This is a genomic window from Nocardioides mesophilus (assembly GCF_014395785.1).
Classification (GTDB): domain Bacteria; phylum Actinomycetota; class Actinomycetes; order Propionibacteriales; family Nocardioidaceae; genus Nocardioides_B; species Nocardioides_B mesophilus.
The window spans coordinates 3,446,136-3,464,129 of sequence record NZ_CP060713.1 but is presented as its reverse complement, the minus strand read 5'-3'; the positions used below and the strand labels follow the sequence as shown (position 1 = coordinate 3,464,129).

Annotated in this window: 18 protein-coding genes; 6 read left to right on the top strand and 12 right to left on the bottom strand. The window is 70.0% G+C overall.

The genetic code is table 11. The features are described from left to right. Positions 1-84 precede the first annotated feature (84 nt). Both H9L09_RS16680 and smc read right to left on the bottom strand, forming a co-directional pair. Positions 85-540 (bottom strand): acyl-CoA thioesterase, encoded by a 456-nt coding sequence (locus H9L09_RS16680; RefSeq protein WP_187577964.1) that lies wholly within the window; start codon positions 538-540, stop codon positions 85-87. After that, entirely contained in the window at positions 537-4,115 is a 3,579-nt protein-coding gene (gene smc / locus H9L09_RS16675; protein WP_187577963.1) for a chromosome segregation protein SMC, read from the bottom strand. Before smc ends, H9L09_RS16680 begins: the two co-directional genes overlap by 4 nt. 462 nt (positions 4,116-4,577) lie before the next feature. On the opposite strand from smc, the gene H9L09_RS22545 reads away from it, so the two are divergent. Further along, positions 4,578-5,867 carry a lytic transglycosylase domain-containing protein gene (locus H9L09_RS22545; protein WP_223164092.1) on the top strand — a complete coding sequence of 430 codons (1,290 nt, stop codon included), beginning with the start codon at positions 4,578-4,580 and terminating at the stop codon, positions 5,865-5,867. 126 nt (positions 5,868-5,993) lie between these two features. Here the strand turns inward: H9L09_RS22545 and H9L09_RS16665 are convergent, their stop codons facing one another. Further along, on the bottom strand, positions 5,994-6,188 hold the full coding sequence (locus H9L09_RS16665; protein ID WP_187577962.1) for a hypothetical protein: 195 nt from the start codon (positions 6,186-6,188) through the stop codon (positions 5,994-5,996). A 156-nt stretch (positions 6,189-6,344) separates the two neighbouring features. Here H9L09_RS16665 and H9L09_RS16660 point away from each other — a divergent pair, with 156 nt between their 5' ends. Continuing rightward, a complete protein-coding gene (locus H9L09_RS16660) occupies positions 6,345-6,536 on the top strand; it encodes a hypothetical protein (protein ID WP_223164091.1) in 192 nt (63 codons plus the stop codon). Positions 6,537-6,655: 119 nt separating this feature from the next. After that, positions 6,656-7,582, top strand: a complete 927-nt coding sequence (locus tag H9L09_RS16655; RefSeq protein ID WP_187577960.1) for a glycosyltransferase — start codon at positions 6,656-6,658, stop codon at positions 7,580-7,582. A gap of 177 nt (positions 7,583-7,759) precedes the next feature. Here H9L09_RS16655 and H9L09_RS16650 read toward each other — a convergent pair whose 3' ends face one another. The 6 genes from H9L09_RS16650 to H9L09_RS16625 form a co-directional block, all read right to left on the bottom strand. After that, on the bottom strand, positions 7,760-8,116 hold the full coding sequence (locus H9L09_RS16650) for a hypothetical protein (RefSeq protein ID WP_187577959.1): 357 nt from the start codon (positions 8,114-8,116) through the stop codon (positions 7,760-7,762). A 227-nt stretch (positions 8,117-8,343) separates the two neighbouring features. Then, the gene (locus H9L09_RS16645) at positions 8,344-9,591 is read right to left on the bottom strand and encodes an IS256 family transposase (RefSeq protein ID WP_187577958.1); all 1,248 of its coding nucleotides are present in this window, start codon (positions 9,589-9,591) and stop codon (positions 8,344-8,346) included. A gap of 367 nt (positions 9,592-9,958) precedes the next feature. Further along, entirely contained in the window at positions 9,959-10,333 is a 375-nt protein-coding gene (locus H9L09_RS16640) for a nuclear transport factor 2 family protein (RefSeq protein ID WP_187577957.1), read from the bottom strand. Between the two features lie 5 nt (positions 10,334-10,338). Further along, complete coding sequence (locus H9L09_RS16635) at positions 10,339-11,313, bottom strand: aminoglycoside phosphotransferase family protein (RefSeq protein WP_187577956.1); 975 nt, start codon at positions 11,311-11,313, stop codon at positions 10,339-10,341. A gap of 95 nt (positions 11,314-11,408) precedes the next feature. Further along, positions 11,409-11,987, bottom strand: a complete 579-nt coding sequence (locus H9L09_RS16630; protein WP_187577955.1) for a DinB family protein — start codon at positions 11,985-11,987, stop codon at positions 11,409-11,411. Positions 11,988-12,568: 581 nt separating this feature from the next. Further along, entirely contained in the window at positions 12,569-13,147 is a 579-nt protein-coding gene (locus tag H9L09_RS16625; protein ID WP_187577954.1) for a TetR/AcrR family transcriptional regulator, read from the bottom strand. A gap of 60 nt (positions 13,148-13,207) precedes the next feature. On the opposite strand from H9L09_RS16625, the gene H9L09_RS16620 reads away from it, so the two are divergent. Together H9L09_RS16620 and H9L09_RS16615 are read left to right on the top strand one after the other, a co-directional pair. Beyond that, a complete protein-coding gene (locus H9L09_RS16620) occupies positions 13,208-13,702 on the top strand; it encodes an FBP domain-containing protein (protein ID WP_187577953.1) in 495 nt (164 codons plus the stop codon). An 81-nt stretch (positions 13,703-13,783) separates the two neighbouring features. Continuing rightward, positions 13,784-14,389 (top strand): MBL fold metallo-hydrolase, encoded by a 606-nt coding sequence (locus H9L09_RS16615; protein ID WP_187577952.1) that lies wholly within the window; start codon positions 13,784-13,786, stop codon positions 14,387-14,389. Positions 14,390-14,504: 115 nt separating this feature from the next. Here the strand turns inward: H9L09_RS16615 and H9L09_RS16610 are convergent, their stop codons facing one another. From H9L09_RS16610 to H9L09_RS16600, 3 genes are all read right to left on the bottom strand, one after another. Beyond that, positions 14,505-15,098 carry a GNAT family N-acetyltransferase gene (locus tag H9L09_RS16610; protein WP_187577951.1) on the bottom strand — a complete coding sequence of 198 codons (594 nt, stop codon included), beginning with the start codon at positions 15,096-15,098 and terminating at the stop codon, positions 14,505-14,507. Positions 15,099-15,232: 134 nt separating this feature from the next. Continuing rightward, positions 15,233-15,958, bottom strand: coding sequence for a GAF and ANTAR domain-containing protein (locus tag H9L09_RS16605; RefSeq protein WP_187577950.1), 726 nt, complete (start codon positions 15,956-15,958; stop codon positions 15,233-15,235). 42 nt (positions 15,959-16,000) lie between these two features. Then, a complete protein-coding gene (locus H9L09_RS16600) occupies positions 16,001-16,732 on the bottom strand; it encodes a GAF and ANTAR domain-containing protein (RefSeq protein WP_223164090.1) in 732 nt (243 codons plus the stop codon). A gap of 468 nt (positions 16,733-17,200) precedes the next feature. Here H9L09_RS16600 and H9L09_RS16595 point away from each other — a divergent pair, with 468 nt between their 5' ends. Beyond that, positions 17,201-17,971, top strand: a complete 771-nt coding sequence (locus H9L09_RS16595) for an anti-sigma factor antagonist (protein WP_187577948.1) — start codon at positions 17,201-17,203, stop codon at positions 17,969-17,971. Positions 17,972-17,994 lie beyond the last annotated feature (23 nt).

Genomic DNA, 17,994 nt, shown 5'->3' with positions numbered 1-17,994 from the left:
TGACAGCCCGTGGTGAACGGGCCTCAGGCCGTTCGTCCCTGGACCTCTCCCCCGGCGCCGGTTCCGGCCGTGGCCCTCCGCCGGTCAGCCGCGGACGAGCGGCTCGACAGCGGCGCGGATCTCCGCGGGCACCGGGCACACCGGCCGCTCCCCCGGCCCGCCGGCGTTGTCGACGTACACGTGCACGAAGCGGCCCTCGGCGGCCGCCTCCTCGCCGGGTCCCTGGAAGATGCCGATCCGATAGGTCACCGACGAGGTGCCGAGCCGCTCCACGGCCAGTCCGACGTCGACCGGGTCGGGGAAGCCGATCTCACGGAAGTAGCGGCAGGAGACCTCTGCGACCACCCCGATCGCGCGCTGGACGCGGATATCGGTGCCGGTGGCCTCGAGCAGGTGCGCGTTCACGGCGGTGTCGATCAGCTCGAAGTACGTCGCGTTGTTCATGTGCCCGTAGATGTCATCGTCGGCCCACCGGGTGGTGGCCAGACGCCAGGCGGCGAAGTCTCCCCGCGTCGGCCGGGGCGCCCGGGGGGTGCTCATGCCGGCGACGACCCCGCCGTCTCGCGCAGCCGCTGGGAGATCACCGCCGAGACCCCGTCGCCGCGCATGGTGACGCCGTAGAGCGCGTCGCCGACCTCCATCGTCCGCTTCTGGTGGGTGATCACGAGCAGCTGGCTGTTCTCGCGCAGCTCTTCGTAGATCTCCAGGAGCCGGCCGAGGTTGGTGTCGTCGAGGGCTGCCTCCACCTCGTCGAGGATGTAGAAGGGCGACGGCCGGGCCTTGAACAGCGCGACCAGGAAGGCGACCGCCACCAGCGACCTTTCTCCGCCGGAGAGCAGGGAGAGCCGCTTGACCTTCTTGCCCGGCGGCCGGGCCTCGACCTCGATGCCGGTGGTGAGCATGTCCGAGGGGTCGGTCAGCACCAGCCTGCCCTCTCCCCCCGGGAACAGCCGCGAGAACACCGAGTCGAACGCGGCGCGCACGTCCTCCCACGCCTCGGTGAAGACCTGCTGGACGCGGTCGTCGACCTCGCGGACGATGTCGAGCAGGTCCTTGCGGGTCTTGCGGAGGTCCTCGAGCTGCTCGGTGAGGAACTTGTGCCGCTCCTCCAGCGCGGTGAACTCCTCCAGCGCCAGTGGGTTCACCCGGCCGAGGGTGGCCAGGGCCCGCTCGGCCGCGCGGAGCCGCTTCTGCTGCTCCTCGCGCACGAACGGCACCGGCTCGGGGGCCTCCCCCTCGTGGTCCGGGCCGAGCACCGGCGGCACCAGCTGGTCGGGGCCGTAGTCGCCGACCAGGGCTTCGGGGTCGAGACCGAGCTCCTCGAGCGCCCGCTCCTCGAGCTGCTCGATGCGCATCCGTTGCTGGGCGCGGGCCATCTCGTCACGGTGGACGGTGGTGACCAGCTCGTCGTGCTCCTTGCCGAGGTCGCGCAGCCGGGCGCGGACCGCCATCAGCTCCTGCTCGCGGCCACGGCGGGACTCCTCGACGTCGGTGCGCTGCTGGGCGGCAGCCGCGATCGAGACCTCGAGCCGCTGCAGCACCACGGTGACGCCCCGCGTGACCGCCTCGGCGGCACGACCCTCCCGCCGGAGCCGCTCGCGACGGGCAGCCGCCCGGGCACGGGCCTCACGCTCGGCCTGCGCCGACCGCATCAGGCTGTCGGCCCGCCCGGCCAGCGCCCGGGCGCGCTCCTCGGCGGTCCGCAGCGCCAGGCGGGCATCCATCTCCTGGGCCCGGCAGGTCCTGGCCGCGTCGGCGAGCCGGCCGAGCTCCTCGGTGTCGGGCTCCTCGTCGGGTGCCTCCTCGGCGCTGAGCAGCCGCTGCTCGAGCTCGGCGAGACCGGCGAGGTTCTGGTCGCGGGCGGCCTCGGCAGCGGCGATCGCCCCCTGCAGCCGGTCCGCCTCGCCCTTGGCGGACCTGGCCAGCGAGCCGAGCTGGCCGAGCTCCTCGGCGACGGCTGCCAGCGTCGCATCGGACTCGTGCAGTCGGGCGAGGGCCACGTCGACCCGGTGCTGGGCCTGCGCCCGCTCCTCCTCGAGCCGGGCCAGGTCGAAGCCGAGCCGCTCGCAGGCGTGGCTCGAGGCCTGGAGCTGCTCGGTCGCCTCGTCCACGGCGGCCTGCACCTCCAGGAGGCTGGGTTGCGCCGAGGAGCCTCCGGAGACGAAGTGGGTGCCGACCAGGTCTCCCTCCCGGGTGACCGCGGTCAGGTCGGGAAGCCGGTGCACCAGGTCGCGGGCCGCTTCGAGGTCCTCGACGACCGCCACCTTGAACAGCAGGCGGTGCAGCGCCGGGTGCAGCGTCTCGGGGCAGTCGACGACGTCCACGGCGTAGCTGCCGGTGCCGTCCAGGCCCGGCCAGCCGGCCGGGTCTGCGGCGCTTCCGTCCTCGCCGTCGAGCCCGCCGAGCAGCAGGCCGGCGCGACCGAGGTCCTCGGACTTGAGGTGCTCCAGGGCGCCCATCGCCGCATCGACGTGCTCGACCGCGACCGCGTCGGCGGCCGACCCGAGCGCTGCGGCGACCGCCGTCTCGAAACCGCTCCGGACGCTGACCAGGGCCGCGACCGAGCCGAGCAGCCCGGACACGGTGCCGGTGGTCGCGAGCAGCGCGCCCGCGCCGTCCTTGCGGTTGAGGCCGAGCTCGAGCGCCTCCTTGCGGGCTCCCAGCGCGCTGCGCTCCCGCTCGGCGGCCTGGGTCTCCTCACGGGTCTTGGCCAGCCGCTCCTCGATGTCGGCGAGCGTGGAGCTGGCGCCCTCGTGCTCCGCGTCCAGCCCCTCCTCCCCGGCGTCCAGGCCGGCGACCCGCGTCTCGAGCGCGGTGAAGTCGCGCTGCGCGCGCTCGGCCCGCGCCACGGCCTCCTGCCGGGCGGCGCCGAGCCGGCCGACCTCGTCGTCGGCCGCGGCGGCACGGCTCTTGAGGGCGTTGACCTGGCCGTGCAGCCGGGCGAGTCCCTCCCGCCGGTCGGCAGCGGCGCGCAGCAACCCGGCGATCCGGCGGTCCTCCGCCGTGTGCGCCTCCTCGGCGGCCTGGCGCGCGGCCAGGGCGGCGTCGAGCGCGGCGCGGTGCCGCTCGACCTCGGCGGCGATCTCCTGCTCCTGGCCGCGGACCCGCTCGGCCTCGGCGACCAGCTGCTCGGGGTCGCGACCGCCGGCGGCCGGCTCCTGGGTGCTCTCCGCGGCGTTGCGGGCCCGCTCCGCGGCGAGCCCCGCGGTGCCCTTGAGACGCTCCCGCAGCCCGGACAGGCCGAACCAGGTCTCCTGGGCGGCCGCCAGTGCGGGGAGGTCCTCGCGCAGCGCTGCCTCGAGGGCCGCCTCGGCCTCCCGGGTGCGCTCGAGCGCTCCCTCGACCTCGGCGCGTCGGCGTACCAGCACGCTCTCGTCGGCGAGCTCCTGCTCGAGCGACGTGCGCGCTGCGACGAGGTCGTCGGCGAGCAACCGGGCCCGGGCGTCACGGACGTCGGCCTGCACGACCGCGGCCCGGCGCGCCACCTCTGCCTGACGGCCGAGCGGCTTCAGCTGACGGCGGATCTCGCTGAGCAGGTCGCTGAGCCGGGTCAGGTTGCCCTCGGTGGAGTCCAGCTTGCGCAGCGCCTTCTCCTTGCGCTTGCGGTGCTTGAGGACCCCGGCGGCCTCCTCGATGAAGCCGCGTCGCTCCTCCGGCGTCGCACGCAGGATCGAGTCGAGCTGGCCCTGGCCGACGATGACGTGCATCTCCCGGCCGATGCCGGAGTCGGAGAGCAGCTCCTGGACGTCGAGGAGGCGGCAGGACTGGCCGTTGATGGCGTACTCCGAGCCGCCGTTGCGGAACATCGTCCGGCTGATGGTGACCTCGGAGTACTCGATCGGCAGCGCGCCGTCGGAGTTGTCGATGGTCAGCGCCACCTCGGCGCGGCCCAACGGCGGCCGGCCGGAGGTGCCGGCGAAGATGACGTCCTCCATCTTGCCGCCGCGCAGGGACTTGGCGCCCTGCTCGCCCATCACCCAGGCGAGGGCGTCGACGACGTTGGACTTGCCGGAGCCGTTGGGCCCCACGATGCAGGTGATGCCTGGCTCGAGCTGCAAGGTGGTCGCGGACGCGAAGGACTTGAATCCCCGGAGCGTCAGGCTCTTGAGGTACAACGAGGACTCCTCACGGTTCGCCGGCGGACCGGTGTCGGACCACCTGAGCTGACGACGGATTCTCGCAGCCACGCCGGGCATGGCGCCCGAGGGGTCTGCGCTGCTGCCGTGGGGAAGACCAGCGGGTCCGACCCTACCGGTCCGGACAGGTGGTTCCGCGCATCTCGGAGGCTTCCCCGCGGGGCATGCTCCCGGATCGGGCGCCTCGCGCATTGCCGCCGTACCCGGACGTTGCGAACTTCGCCTCCCCCTGCCCTTGCAGCCGATGGCATGCTTCAGCGCATGGGGGATGGGATGGGGACCCCCCGCCGCGGTAGCGGCCGGGGCAGCGCAGGACGGTGGTTCTCCCGGGTGCGTCGCGGCCGGGTCACGGACGGGGGCAGCGGAAGCCGTCTGCAGGGGGTGACCGGTCCGAGCTTCGTGGCCGTGCTGCTCGTCCTTGCGGGGACCACTGCGCCGGGAATGCCCCAGCTCGTGCCGGTGCCGCCGGAGCGTGCCACGACGGTGACGACCACCACGGTGCCGAGCGCCCCCACCGCCACCGCGGCAGATCCGCGCGACGCGGGTCCCGCCTCGGTGACGGTGGTGCCCGACGACGGGTCGGCCGGGACACCCGGCGCACCGGCGTGGCCGGACCCCGTCGTGATCGCGCCCTACCCCGGCACTGATGCCGGCGCCTCGACCGTGCAGTGGCGCCAGGCGGGCGTTCCCGAGATCCTCTCCCGCGCCTACTCACGGGCGGCCGCGGCTGCACCGGAGTCCTGTCACCTCGAGGCCAGCCTCCTCGCCGCCATCGGCCAGGTGGAGTCGGGCTCGCTCCTCGGGCGCCCGCTGGACCGCGGGCACCGGACGCTGGTGCTGGGCTCGGTCCTCGACGGCAACGGGTTCGCGGCGGTGCCGGACACCGACCACGGCCGCTGGGACGGCAACCGCACCTGGGACCGCGCGGTCGGTCCGATGCAGATCATCCCGTCCACCTGGAGGGTCTTCGGGCGCGACGGTGACGGTGACGGGGTGGCCGACCCCCAGGACGTCGAGGACGCAGCCGCCTCGGCCGCGGCGTACCTCTGCTCGGGGGGCCTGGACCTCGCCACCACGTCCGGTCTCCGGTCGGCGATCCTGGCCTACAACCACTCCAGGGCGTACCTGGCGCTGGTGCTGCAGTGGAAGGCCCGCTTCGACCTCGGCGCCCTGCCCGTCGGCTCCGGCGTGCCGATGTCGGCGCTGCTGAACGTCGCCCCGCCGTCGGGGACGCTGGTCGTTCCGGCGGCGGCCCGGCCCGCGAGGGCCGGATCCGTGGACCTGCGCACCACCCGTCCGGGCCGACCCGGGGGAACCAGGCGTGGCACGGCGGCAGGCCCGGGTCCCGCTGCCGCCGTCGGACCGGCCCCCGCTGCAGGATCTGCGACGCCTTCACCCGCAGCCCCGGGCAGCAGCGGCACACCGGCCGCTCCGAGCCCGGCGCCGTCCCCGGGGAGCCCGCTTCCCAGTCCCAACCCCAAGCCGAGCCCGTCGCCCAGCCCGAGTCCGTCGCCCAGCCCGAAACCCAGCCCGAGTCCCTCGCCCAGCCCGAAACCCAGCCCGAGTCCCTCGCCCAGCCCGTCACCCAGCCCGTCGCCGAGCACCTCGCCCGCGGACCCCTGTCCTTCGCCGACGGACCCGCCGAGCGGGACGCAGAGCCCGACCGCGGAGTGCACCGCTGTTCCGGCCGACGGGACATCGGCCGGGGGGACGACCGCCCCGACCTCGTAGAGGTCGCCTCGACGCGACTTCCTGGGAATCAGGTGGGTCGAGGGGGTGTCACGAGTCTTCTCGAGCGGACGCCGTCGTCGCGGTCCGGCTCAGCGTCGCGGGCGCGAGACGGCGGGGCGGCGAGGCTCAGGCGTGCTCGAGGGTGAGCAGCGGCTCGTCCTGGAACGCCGCTTCCAGGGTGTCGTTCTCCGCCTGCAGTCGCAGGACGTGGGCCTCGAGGTCGGTGACGCGCTGTCGCAGGCGTCGGTTCTCAGCGACGAGTGAGGCAAGGAGACGGGGGTCAGTGCTGCTCATGGTGGTGCCGAGGAGCGCCTTGGCCATAGGGAGAGTCCTTCGTTGGAGGTGAAGAAGGCACACCGGACACACTCGGGAGCCGGCTGGGTCGCAGCCAGGAAGTGTGGTGGTGTTCGACTCCTAGAGTCCCACGCACATTTGGGACGGTCAATGGCCGGGGTCCGGGGCGGTAACGTGCGGTCAGTGCGCCCCCTCCAGATCTCCGGTTGCCGCTCGGAGTGCAGCTGGTCCGCCACCGGCAGCCACCTCGATGACGAGCCGCTGTTCGCCTGTGCCGGGTGCGGCAGCGAGTGGGTGCCCTCCGAGCCGTGGACCCCGGTCGACTGGACGGGGACCGTGCCGGAGACGGTCCGGGCGGCGCGGCACCTGCGCTGAGCCCCATCCCGGCTGTCTGGATTCCGGGGTACAGGCCGCCCGTCTCGGCCATGATGGACCCACAGGGGCTTCGGGCCATTGCGCACTCGGAGGGGGTCACGTTGGGGAGCCATAGCCGCGTGCACGGAGTGCTGGTCACGTTCCGCCGCCCCCTCGACCTGGCCGACTCGCTGCAACGGATCGGCAGCCAGACCCGGCCTCTCGACACCCTCCTGGTCGTCGACAACGCCGCCGAGGTGGAGACCGAGCGGCTGGTGAGCCAGCACCCGCACGTCGCGGGCGAGGTCCGCTACCTCGCCGCCCCCGACAACCTCGGTCCGGCAGGCGGCCTCGCGCTGGGGGTGGAATCGGTGCTCGACGCAGCCGCCGACGAGGACTGGGTGATGTTCCTCGACGACGACGACCCACCCCGCACCGACCACGTCTTCGCCGATGTCACGACGTTCGCCGACGAAATGCTCGACCACCACAGCGGGGGGCCTGGCGGCGTGGGGGGTGTGGGTCTGGTAGGCGGTCGCTTCGACACCCGTCGCGGCCTGGGGACGCGTCTTCCCGACCCGGAGCTCGAGGGCCCTGTGCAGGTGTCCTACATCGGCGGGGGACAGTTCCCCTGCTACCGCGTCGGCGCCGTGCGGTCCGCGGGAGGGCCGTCGGCACCGCTGTTCTTCGGCTTTGACGATCTCGAGTTCGGCCTACGCCTCGCCTCGGCGGGCTACCCCCTGTTCGTGAGCGGGCAGTTGTGGCTCGAGGAGCGTCGCGTCCGGGGTCGGCTGGGGCTCACACAGGCGCCGGCCAGGGAGCTGGGTGCGCCCGGCTGGCGCGACTACTACGCCACCCGCAACCTGATCTGGATCCTCCGCCGACGTTCGGCGCTGGGCGCCGCACGGGTCGTCCTGCGACGTGTGTTGGTCAAACCGATCATCAATCTGCCCCGGCATCCGCGGTACGCCGCCGCCCACCTGAGGCTCGGGGTCCGGGCAGCGTTCGACGGCTACGCCGGCAGGCTCGGCCGACGCGTAGAGCCCTCGAACGCCAGCAAGCGCTGACGACCGCGCCGGTTCTCGAGCCGGCCGGTTGGGTCGTTCCTCGTCGGCGGCGACGGGTCCGATGCCTTGCTTCGCGGTCCGGGACGAAGGACGCAATCGCGTGGCAGGTCCGTGACTGCCAACCAGCGGCCGAGCCGCCAACACCGCGCGCTCCCCCGGACACTCAGTCCGAAGAGGTCACCGGTAGCGGAACCAGGCGTACTCACCGACGCGCTGGGTTCCGCTCTGGTGTCGGTAGGAGTAGGTGAGGTCCATGCCCTGGATCTTGACGACGCCCGGACGGGTGGGGGTGATCGTCATCAGCATTTGGCGGCGAGGGTGCTGATAGGTCAACGCCAGACGGGTGTCCTTGATCGGTAGGAGCTTCGAGCACCGCCGGCGGAGGTCACCGCGGACGGAGCTGATGCTGCTGCGGCCGGCGACCTGGCAGACCGAGAAGGTGACGGTCGCCTCGGCGGTGTTGACCAGCACGTGCGGGGCGGCGGCGTGCAGGGTCACCGACTCGCCGGGGCGGGGATCGCGGAACCAGGTCATGCCGATGCTCATCGGCTCGCCGTCGACCGGAAAGGTCTCACCACCGCCGACACTCCACGCTTGCGCCGCTGACTGATACACGGTCGGGTGCCGCCACCACCAGAGCCCGGCGACCGGGCCGGCAAGGACGGCGAGCACCAGCAGCGCCGCAAGCAACCGCGACGGCCGTCGCCACCGGGGCGGTCAAGTCCCAGGTAGTGGTGTAGCGCTGCGTTCCTTCTGTCGGGTCAGGCGGTGAGTGCGGGCAGTTGATCAGCTCCGATCTCGGTGTCGTTGTCGGGGACGATGGTGACGCGGCAGCGGGCGAGGACTTCGAGTCCGAGGTAGCGGCGTCCTTCGGCCCATTCGTCGGTCTGCTCGGCCAGGACGGCGCCGACGAGCCGGACGATGGCTTCGCGGGTGGGGAAGATGCCGACGGCGTCGGTGCGGCGGCGGATCTCGCGGTTGAGTCGTTCGGCGGGGTTGTTGGACCAGATCTGGGTCCAGACGTCTTTGGGGAACTCGGTGAAGGCCAGGATGTCGGCGCGGGCGGTGTCGAGGTGGTTGTGGACCTCGGGCAGTTTGCCGTCGACGTAGTCGAGCAGCCGGTCGAACTGGGCGTGCACCGCGGGTCGGTCGGGCTGGTCGTAGACGCTGTGCAGCATCGCCTTGACCGCTGGCCACATGCTCTTCGGTGTCACGCTCATGAGGTTCGCTGAGTAGTGGGTCCGGCAGCGTTGCCAGGCGGCGCCGGGCAGGTTCGCCGCGACGGCGTCGACGAGCCCGGCGTGGGCGTCGCTGGTGACCAGGCGGACCCCGGCCAGGCCGCGGGCGACCAGGTCGGCGAAGAACTCGTTCCATGCTGCACCGGTCTCGCTGGTCGCGACCCGCATGCCGAGGACCTCGCGGTGCCCGTCGCCGTTGACCCCGGTCGCCAAGAGCACCACGGCGTTGATCACGCGTCCGCCTTCGCGGACCTTCATCGTCAGCGCGTCGGCAGCGACGAACGTGAACGGTCCGGCGGTGTCGAGGGGCCGGTGGCGGAACTGCTCGACGTGCTCGTCGAGCTCGGCGGCCATCCGCGAGACCTGCGACTTCGACAGCGAGTCGATGCCGAGGGTCTTGACCAGCTTGTCCATCCGCCGGGTGGACACGCCGGCGAGGTAGCAGTCCGCGACCACGGTGATCAGCGCGGCCTCGGCACGCTTGCGGCGCTCGAGCAGCCACTCGGGAAAGTAGGTGCCCCTGCGCAGCTTCGGCACCGCGACCTCGATCGTGCCGACCCGGGTGTCCAGGTCCCGATGCCTATAGCCGTTGCGCTGCGCGACCCGACCCGGAGAGGGACGCCCGTACTCGGCCCCGACCACGGCATCGGCGTCCGCGGACAGCAGGGCGTTGATGATCGTCTGCAACAACCCGCGCATCAGATCCGGACTCGCCTCGGCAAGGGCTTCGCCGAGCAGGCGCGCAGGGTCGACAATGTGTGGTGCGGTCATCGTGATGACTCCATTCGAGAGTGCTGTGAGAGGTTCACTCGAAGGATCACGCGGTGGCCGCGTCTTCGTCTGCCGTACACGCCGGTGACGATCCTGGCGACCGCGCTACACCACTATCGGGGACTCAACTACCGGGGCCGCGGGGCGCTGGTCGGGAAGTCCGGTCCGCGGTTCAGAGTGTCGGTGCTGCTCACGGCCCCCCCCAGCGTCTTCAACCAGCCTCGCGGGATGCACGGCCGCGGGTCGCTCGGGACGAATCGTCACACGGATCGTGCCGGTCGGGTGGTGGTTTTGGCAGCCGTCCCCTCGATTCCACAAGGCAAGGGCACGCGGGGAGATCGAACTCGTGATCGGCGATCTGTGACCGTCAGATCAGGCGCGGACCTGCGTGACCTGCGAGGCACTTCCAGTCACCGCCCAGACAGACCCACACCTGCGTCATCGGCATGCGGAACGTCTTGGAGCCCTCGTCCCCCGACAGCACCACGTCAATCACCTCCGCGTTGAGAACGGCGGTCTCCCCAACGATGACAACCTCGGGGCTGCGCAGCTCTTGCGACTGCCAACGCGTGTGCCCCTCGGTGTTACGACGTATGTACTCCCGACGGCTGTAGGTCTCACCCACGTGTGTCGTCCACCTGAAGTCTTCGTGCAGGAGCTCCAACAGTCTCTCGGCATCGCCCTCGGCGAGAGCCGATGCTCGCGCTTCGGCAGCCCTGATGACCAGCTGTGCCGCGTCCATACAGGTCAGCGTGCCACGGACGGTGCGGGCGCGACCCCGACGCACGCATGTCGGCTTGCCGTGTACTCCTCGAAGATCTCGTGAAGGATGCGCATCGTCCTCGCGTACACCTCCATGTGCTCGGGGTCCTGGTAGGCGTGTGAACAGGTGGCGAGTGTCTTCCACAGGGCCCAGCCCCGCCCGCGTGCCCAGGAGTCGTCGTCCAGCGACAGCCGATCCCGGAACGTCTGCCGGACCTCGGCGGTGAGCAATGTCCACGCGGCGGCCAGATCGCAAGCCGGGTCGCCGACGCCGCACGTCCCGAAGTCAATGACTGCGGCCAACCGAACGTCGTCGAGCAAGAGGTTTCCCTCGGCGAGGTCTCCGTGGAACCAGCGGTCCACGCCGTTCCAGGATGCGTTGAGTGCGTTCGTCCAGATCTCGCGAGCCAGCTCGACATCGACGACGTCGGCCAGTTCCTCCAGCGCGCGCCGGGTGTCCTTGTCGTAGGTGCGCAGGGTGCCGCCCCGGAACCAGTTGTGAGTTCCTGGCTGAGGACCCTCCCCGGCCTCGATGCTTCGCAGGGCGGCCAGGAAGTCGGCCAGGTCGCGGCCGAACTGGACCTGATCGGCGATGCGGTCCCCGGTCGCGGTGACGCCGTCCAGCCACTCGTAGACCGACCACGCGTGGGGGAACTCGCCACTCGGCTTGCCTTTCGCCAGCGGGATCGGGATGGGAAGCGGCAGCTGGGGAGCCAGCGCCGGCAGCCAGCGGTGCTCCTTCTCGACCGCCTGGGCGTACTCCGCGGCGCTGGGCAGGCGCACCACCATTGCGGTGCCAAGGTGGAACGTCCAGTTGTCCCAGCCACCATTGGCTACCGGTTCGACCGGAAGATCAGCCCACTGCGGAAACTGCGCAGACACCAGACTCCGCGCCAGCTCCTCGGTGACCGGCATGCGGGTCGGCACAGGACCCAGGTCGAACGCCTTGTCGGCAGTCATGCGACCGCATGCTTCCCCGGTCTCCACGATTCGGCAACCGGGTGTTCCTGGGGGGGACAGCTGCGACCCTCTCCCAGGTCGGCACCATGAAACTATCAGCTGGCTGACCTGGCGGACGCCTCAATCTCTTCGCACCGTTCCGCCCAGAAGGCTGGGTCGTGCCGCTCGCCGGCCATGTCCTCCGCGTCGGTTCCTACGGCTCCGTCGACTGCTTCGCGCAGGATGTCGGCGTGGCCGGCGTGCCGACTGGTCTCGGCAAGCAGGTGGACGAGGATGTTGAAGAGGGGCACCTCGGCGTTCTGCCACCAGGCCACGCGGCCCGTGGCATCCAGGGTGAGTGCGTCCACCGTCGCGTCGCTGTGCTCCCACACCCGTCGGTAGCGGTCGATGATGTCGGCGCGGGACTCCCACTCGGTCGCCCACATGTCGGCGAGTCGCTCGGCTTCGACGTCCCACCGAGGCAGGGGCTCAGGAAAGGGACGCTCGAAGACCTCGCCGAGGTACCTGGCCTCCCATGTCGCCAGGTGCTTGATGAGACCCAGAAGGTTGGTCCCGGTGACGGTCATCGGGCGACGCACGTCGTACTCGGACAGCCCGTCGAGCTTGGCAAGAACCGCCTCGCGCTCGTGCTTCAGGTAGTTGTACAGGTTGGCCTTCGCAGCGTCGTCAATCATGGGACAGCACCCTGCCACTGGTGCCCAGCTCACACGTGCATGTCGATGACGATGGCTTCTGCGAGCCGGACGTTCTGCAGTCGGAACACCGCAAGGCAGCGATGCGTTGTGGCACGACGACGGCGCCGGTCGGTGTGGGCTAGCCTCTGGTCATGTTCGGCATCGGAGTACCGGAACTCATTCTCATCCTGTTGGTGCTCGTCGCCGCCGGCGTGGCAGTTCGGTTCCTCTCGCGCCGCTAAACCCGGGCCGACTCCGCAGCGCGCCCTCACGGTGTCATGACCGGACGTACCGGAGAAGCGTCACTTTCCGTCGAAGTCCGCGAAGCGCTCGATGATGTTCACCTCGGCATCCGTCACGACCCACTTCCCGGCCCAGGGGTGAAGGACTCTGCTCCTTTGCTCTCCGCGGCGTTGTCGTGCTGTGCAGATGAACAGGCACATCGGGCACTTGTGATCGAAGTCCACGCTCAGCAGCACAGCGCGAGATGTCAACCTGCCTGTTCATCTGCCGCATCTGGCAGCGCGCTCTCACCGAGACCGTAGGAGGTTCCACGGCGAGGACCGCCCGACCGAACTGCGTCAGGATCGATCGGTGTCTGTCCAGGTGCGCAGCATGCGGTCGAGTCCGTCGAGGATCCGCGGCCACGTCGTGTCGCCGGGTGGATCGCTGTGGTCGAAGCTGCCGGCCAGCTCCAGGCTGGCGTAGCCGTGCAGCACGCTGCCGACCAACCGGACGGCGTGCGTCTCGTCATCGCCGGCGAGGCCGTAGCCGCGCAGGATCGCGCGGGTGAGTGCGGCGTGGCGACCGCCGGCGCTCGCCGCGGCGGTTGTTGCGTCCAGCCGCAGCCGCGTGGCGTCGTACCGTCCCGGATGGGTGCGGGCATAGTCGCGGTAGACGTTCGCGAAGGCGACCAGCGCGTCGGCGCGCGCTCTTCCCGCGACCGCGGCGGCCGCCAGGTCGGCGAGCTCCTCGAGGGCGAGGAGGGCCACCCGGGTGCGCAGGTCGTCGGTGCCCGCGACGTGCGTGTACAGGCTCGCGGCCCTCACATCGAAGAGCCGGGCGACGGCCGAGGCCGTCACCGCGACGAAGCCCTTCTCGTCGGCCAGATCGGCGGCGGCGCGTACGACTCGTTCTGTGGTCAGTCCGGCGCGTGGCAACCCATCCTCCGTAACATAGGAATTTGCCTAAAGAGCATAGGAAACCTAGCATCGGCCGACGTGAATCCCCTCACCGAGCCCCAGATCCGTGCTGCCTTCGTGAACCTGACCAAAGGGGAGGCGCAGCGCCTGAACGTGCCGCGCGATCTCGCCCAGCGCCCGTGGGACGACCTCGACTACCTCGGCTGGCGAGATCCGCAGTCGCCCGCGCGGGGCTACCTCGTCGCCCCGATCGGCGACCGCTTCGTCGGTGTTGCGCTCCGCGCGCCCGCGTCGAGCGTCGGCTTCTCGAGGCCCAGCATGTGCTCTGTTTGCCTGACCGTGCGCTCCGGCGGGGTCGCGCTCATGGTGGCGCCCCGGGCGGGCAAGGCCGGCAAGCAGGGCCATTCGGTCGGCACCGACATCTGCGCCGACCTCTCCTGCTCGCTCTACGTGCGCGGCAAGCTGCAGACGGGTACGCCGGGCATGCGCGAGACGCTCACCCTGGACCAGCGGATCGATCGGCTGGTCGGCAACCTCGAGTCTTTCGTCGCCAGGGTGACGCGACCGTCGTAGCCAGGACGGCGGGTGCTCGCGGCAATACCAATCATGTTGAGACTCGGAGCGGTCGTAGTCTCATTGGCCTAGCGTGACGACATGGCACTGACTCGCTGGACGCATTCGTGCGTGACCATCGACGACGGGTTCGGCGTGGTGGTAGTCGACCCAGGCGTCTGGAGCGAGCCGCAGGCGTTGCTGGGCGCCGATGCTGTGCTCATCACTCACGAGCACAGCGACCATGCCGACATGCTTCGCATCATTGGTTCCGAGCTTCCGGTCTGGGCGCCGGAAGGAGCAGACCTGCATGGTGTGCCCTACACCCCGATCAGCCCCGGTGACGAGGTGAAGGTGGCCGGCTTCACGGTGCGGGCCGTGGGCGGTCGGCACGCTGCAGTACTGCCGGACCAGGAGACATGCGCCAACCTCGGTTATGTCATCGAGACGGCGTCGGGCCCGGTCTACCACCCCGGAGACGCGCTGGACCACCCCAGCGAGGCGGTGCACACCCTGCTGGTACCGCTGCAGGCATCGTGGCTCAAGACCGTGGAGGCCGTGGACTTCGTCCGGGCCGTCGGTCCAGAGCGTGCGACCGGCATCCATGACGGTCAGGTCAACGACCGCGCAACGACCAGCATCGGCCGGTGGCTGGCCGGGTCCGGAGGCACGGCGTACTGCTGGGTCGAACCCGGACGTGAGCTCTGAGGGCACCGCTTGTCGCGTGAAGCACTTGGAGGCGGGCGGGGCGCGCTCCTCGGTCTTCACCATCAGCGGCAGATCGGCGCGACTTGGTCCTTTCGTCGAGCCGGTCTGGCGACCGTCACGAGCGATTGCCCAGTCGTCGCCGCACCACACGCCGCCGTAGCGTGGGCGAGGCCGCGACCTCGTAACCAGCCTCGAGGAAGACCTGCACCAGTCCGACCGACGCCTCGTCCCAGATCACGGTCTTTCCCGGCGGCGGCTCGATCGGGTACCCCTCCAGGACGCGGGCGCCCACCTGCTCGCCGTACTCGACGGGGGCGGCGGCGAGCTCGTAGGTCAGCCCTGACTGACGTCGGCCCTTGCGCACGACGAAACACGTGACAGACCAGACGCCCTCAAGCTCGGGGTCCATCCGCATCCACGCCTGCTTCCGGCTCCACAGCCTGGGGTAGTTCTCCCGCGGTTCGACCGCGACCCAGCCGGCCGCCTCGCCGTCGACGTACCCGATCAGCCCCGACGTCGGTCCGGTGATGCCGCAGGCGGTCTGCTCCAGCAGCGCGGCATCCCTCTGCTCCTGCGTCGTGTCCCGCCAGATCCAGCCAGGCACCTTCAGCGCTTGACAACGACACTTGTGGGCTCCGCCCGTGGCGAACACCGCCTCGACGTCCTCTGCCGAGGCTTGATTGGCCGGGAGCCACGTGAAATCGGGCATGAGCCATCATGCCCTGCCACCAACCCACGCTCATCGGCTATGTCCAGACGCGCGGACAGCGGCCGACCTGGTCGGGCTGCGACGCGAGTCACCAGACTGCGCCAGCCACGCTCGCGGGGTTGTGTGCGGGAGTCTCAGCCTGGGTTCATGAGTTGGTCGAGGCTCAGCGGGTCGGAGATCACTCGGTTGGCGACGTCGCTGAGGGGCAGGTTGTTCTTGCGGCAGTAGGCGCGCAGCATCTCGAAGGCTTGGTCTGGGGTGATGGTGTGCGTTTGCGCGATCATGCCTTTGGCTTGCTCGATGACGATGCGGGTGTTGAGTGCGCCCTGCAACTGCTCGGTGAGGTCGTCACTTCGTTGGATGGTGCGTTGTTGGAGCATGCCGATCGTGGCGATGTCTGCGAGTGCCTGGACGATCTTGGCGTCGGCGGGGTCCATCTGTCCGGTGTGGGTGCCGAACAGGTTGAGGGCCCCGTAGGTCTGGGTGCGTAGGCGTAGGGGGAAGGCGTGGACCGACCGGTAGCCTGCGGCGACGGCGCGGGGGGCGAAGTTCGGCCACCGGTCGGTGGCGTCTTTCAGGTCTGCGTTGATGACGGCTTCACCCTTGGTGAAGCAGTCCTGGCAGGGACCTTCTTGGGCCTGGACCTGGAACAGCTCGATCATCTCGGATCGTTCATCCGAGGCGGCCATGACCTGCAGCTTGCCTCGATGGTCGGCTAGGAGCAGACCGGCGGCGCGAGCATCGAAGAGGTCGGAGGTGTGGGTGGCAAGCATCTGCAGGAACTCGATCAGGTCGAAGTCGTCGATGAGGGTGTCGGCTACCTCGACGAACACCTCTGCCAGTCGTTCAGCGGCGATCATGTCAACATCCCTTCACGTGCCCTAGAGGGGCGGTGGGCGCGTTCATGAGTCCGTCTCAAGAACGATTTTGCGGGCGATGATGTCGTCGGCGACATCACTCAGGGCGCGGCCGTGGGCGAAGGCGTAGGCGCGAATGCGGATCATCGCCTCATGGAGCCTGATTCCGAGCTGGACCGCGACCATGCCCTGGGCTTGGTACAGCTCGAACCGGTTGTCGAGTGCGTCGTCGAGGGCTGGTGCGCAGCCATCCTCGTTCGAGCGCTGTTGCGCGTTCAGCAGTCCCGTCATCGCGGCGTCGGCGAAGGTAAGGGCCTGGGCGATGGTCTCGGGTGAAAGGCTCCCTGGCCGGTCGTTGTAGATATCCAACGCGCCAAGTCGAGCTGCTCCGATCTGGAGCGGGACCGCGAACACAGCTTGGATGCCGTGTTCCTGTGCGGCGGCCGCGTAGCCAGGCCAGCGGACCCTGGCGGCGACCGACAGGTCCGGGGCCATCACGGGCCTTCCGGTCCTGTAGGCGTCGATGCAAGGTCCCTCACCGACGGTGAACTGGAGGTCCTCCAGGGTCGCGCTGTGCGGATCAGAGGCGGCAACGGTTGCCGGACGGCCCTCGCTGTCCATCACGCTTACCCCGACCCCAGTGGACGGAAGAGCTGCGGACGCCGCGCGACACAGGCGCTGCATCCAGCCGACTACGTCGGGCTTGTCGTCACGGCTCTCCGGCTCGGCAGCGATCAATGCCCACACACGGTCGAACTGGCCATCGGAGCCCGTCACGACGTGCTCCAGCCGCGCCCGCGCCTGCGAGCGCCGACGTGACGCGATGCCGCGGACCCCATGATGTTCTCGACCGTGCCTTCCAGAGACACTGCCGGGTCCGGGGCAGAGCGTTGCGGTTGTCTGTGATCGGAGCATACCGTTCCCACCAGAGCCCACGGACCTGAGAGCAATACACCCGCGTCAGGTTTGAAGACGTGGCAAACGGGAATAGAGCGATACCTTGCGGTCCCCGTTTTGATCTGGACCCCGTCTCACGGAGCCTCGCGGGCTTCTCCAACGACCGCAGGCGCAAACGTGGCGGCGCGACACTCTCACTCTCCGTGAACGAGAGGCCACGCCCGTCCAGCCCGTCTGATGTTGGCAGGTCCGGCTGAGCACAAGATCTGGGTCGCCTCCGGCTACCCGTGGTCCGGGGGCCCTCCGTGGGCGCGCGCTACTTGCGCCCGTTCTCTGCGAACGGACACGATGACGCATCCCCCGCCTGACGCCACCTCTACGCCGGTCACGGACGTCACCAGCGCCGCGCGCGAGGTAGGCGAAGTCCACAGCACAACGGACGAGGCGGGCAGCGAAGTCGACGCACTCCGACAGCAGGTGGCAGCGCTGCAAGTGGCCCTGGCGACCCGCCCGCTGATCGACCAGGCAAGAGGCATGCTCATGCAGCGCTACGTCATCGACGCTGACGCTGCCCTTCAGGTGCTCGTGCGACTATCCGTGACCGCGAACGTGAAGGTGCGTGTCATCGCGGAAGGCATCGTCAAACTCTTCGGTGGGGTACCCCACCTTCCTGAACCCGCCGCCGCCATCACCGAGATCATCACGAGGCTCTGGGAACGTGAACTACCTCAGCCAAGTGAAGCCCCCGCCGCGACGGACCGAGCCTTCGCACTCCCCGCCCACACATCATCGGCCTACGGGAGTGAGGCCGGGATCGCGTTGAGCTGCGTCACCGTGCTCCCGGGAGCCGGACACGACGTCGTTGCCCTCACCGGAGAGCTCGACCTCTCCACGGCTCCGCAGATGAGCCGGGTCATCCAGGGCTTCCTCGCCCAAGGCCGCAACCGCATCATCATGAACCTCGACGGCGTGACCTTCATGGATGCCTCTGCCCTCAGCGCCCTGGTCATCGCACACCGCGAGATCAGACGGTCACACGGGACCCTGGTCATCAGCCACAACCCGGTGTGCGCGCGACTGCTCGCAATGACCGGACTCGCGACGCTCTTCAAGACATAACCAGTCCCGCCCCTCGCGGCCGA

Excerpts from the sequence above, each read along its gene's own strand:
- H9L09_RS16680 (WP_187577964.1), bottom strand. The coding sequence starts at position 540 with ATGAGCACCCCCCGGGCGCCCCGGCCGACGCGGGGAGACTTCGCCGCC.
- H9L09_RS16650 (WP_187577959.1), bottom strand. The coding sequence starts at position 8,116 with ATGACCTGGTTCCGCGATCCCCGCCCCGGCGAGTCGGTGACCCTGCAC.
- H9L09_RS16610 (WP_187577951.1), bottom strand. The coding sequence starts at position 15,098 with ATGCCCGATTTCACGTGGCTCCCGGCCAATCAAGCCTCGGCAGAGGAC.
- H9L09_RS16595 (WP_187577948.1), top strand. The coding sequence starts at position 17,201 with ATGACGCATCCCCCGCCTGACGCCACCTCTACGCCGGTCACGGACGTC.
- H9L09_RS16635 (WP_187577956.1), bottom strand. The coding sequence starts at position 11,313 with ATGACTGCCGACAAGGCGTTCGACCTGGGTCCTGTGCCGACCCGCATG.
- H9L09_RS22545 (WP_223164092.1), top strand. The coding sequence starts at position 4,578 with ATGCCCCAGCTCGTGCCGGTGCCGCCGGAGCGTGCCACGACGGTGACG.
- H9L09_RS16645 (WP_187577958.1), bottom strand. The coding sequence starts at position 9,591 with ATGACCGCACCACACATTGTCGACCCTGCGCGCCTGCTCGGCGAAGCC.
- H9L09_RS16615 (WP_187577952.1), top strand. The coding sequence starts at position 13,784 with ATGGCACTGACTCGCTGGACGCATTCGTGCGTGACCATCGACGACGGG.
- H9L09_RS16640 (WP_187577957.1), bottom strand. The coding sequence starts at position 10,333 with ATGGACGCGGCACAGCTGGTCATCAGGGCTGCCGAAGCGCGAGCATCG.
- H9L09_RS16605 (WP_187577950.1), bottom strand. The coding sequence starts at position 15,958 with ATGATCGCCGCTGAACGACTGGCAGAGGTGTTCGTCGAGGTAGCCGAC.
- H9L09_RS16665 (WP_187577962.1), bottom strand. The coding sequence starts at position 6,188 with ATGGCCAAGGCGCTCCTCGGCACCACCATGAGCAGCACTGACCCCCGT.
- H9L09_RS16630 (WP_187577955.1), bottom strand. The coding sequence starts at position 11,987 with ATGATTGACGACGCTGCGAAGGCCAACCTGTACAACTACCTGAAGCAC.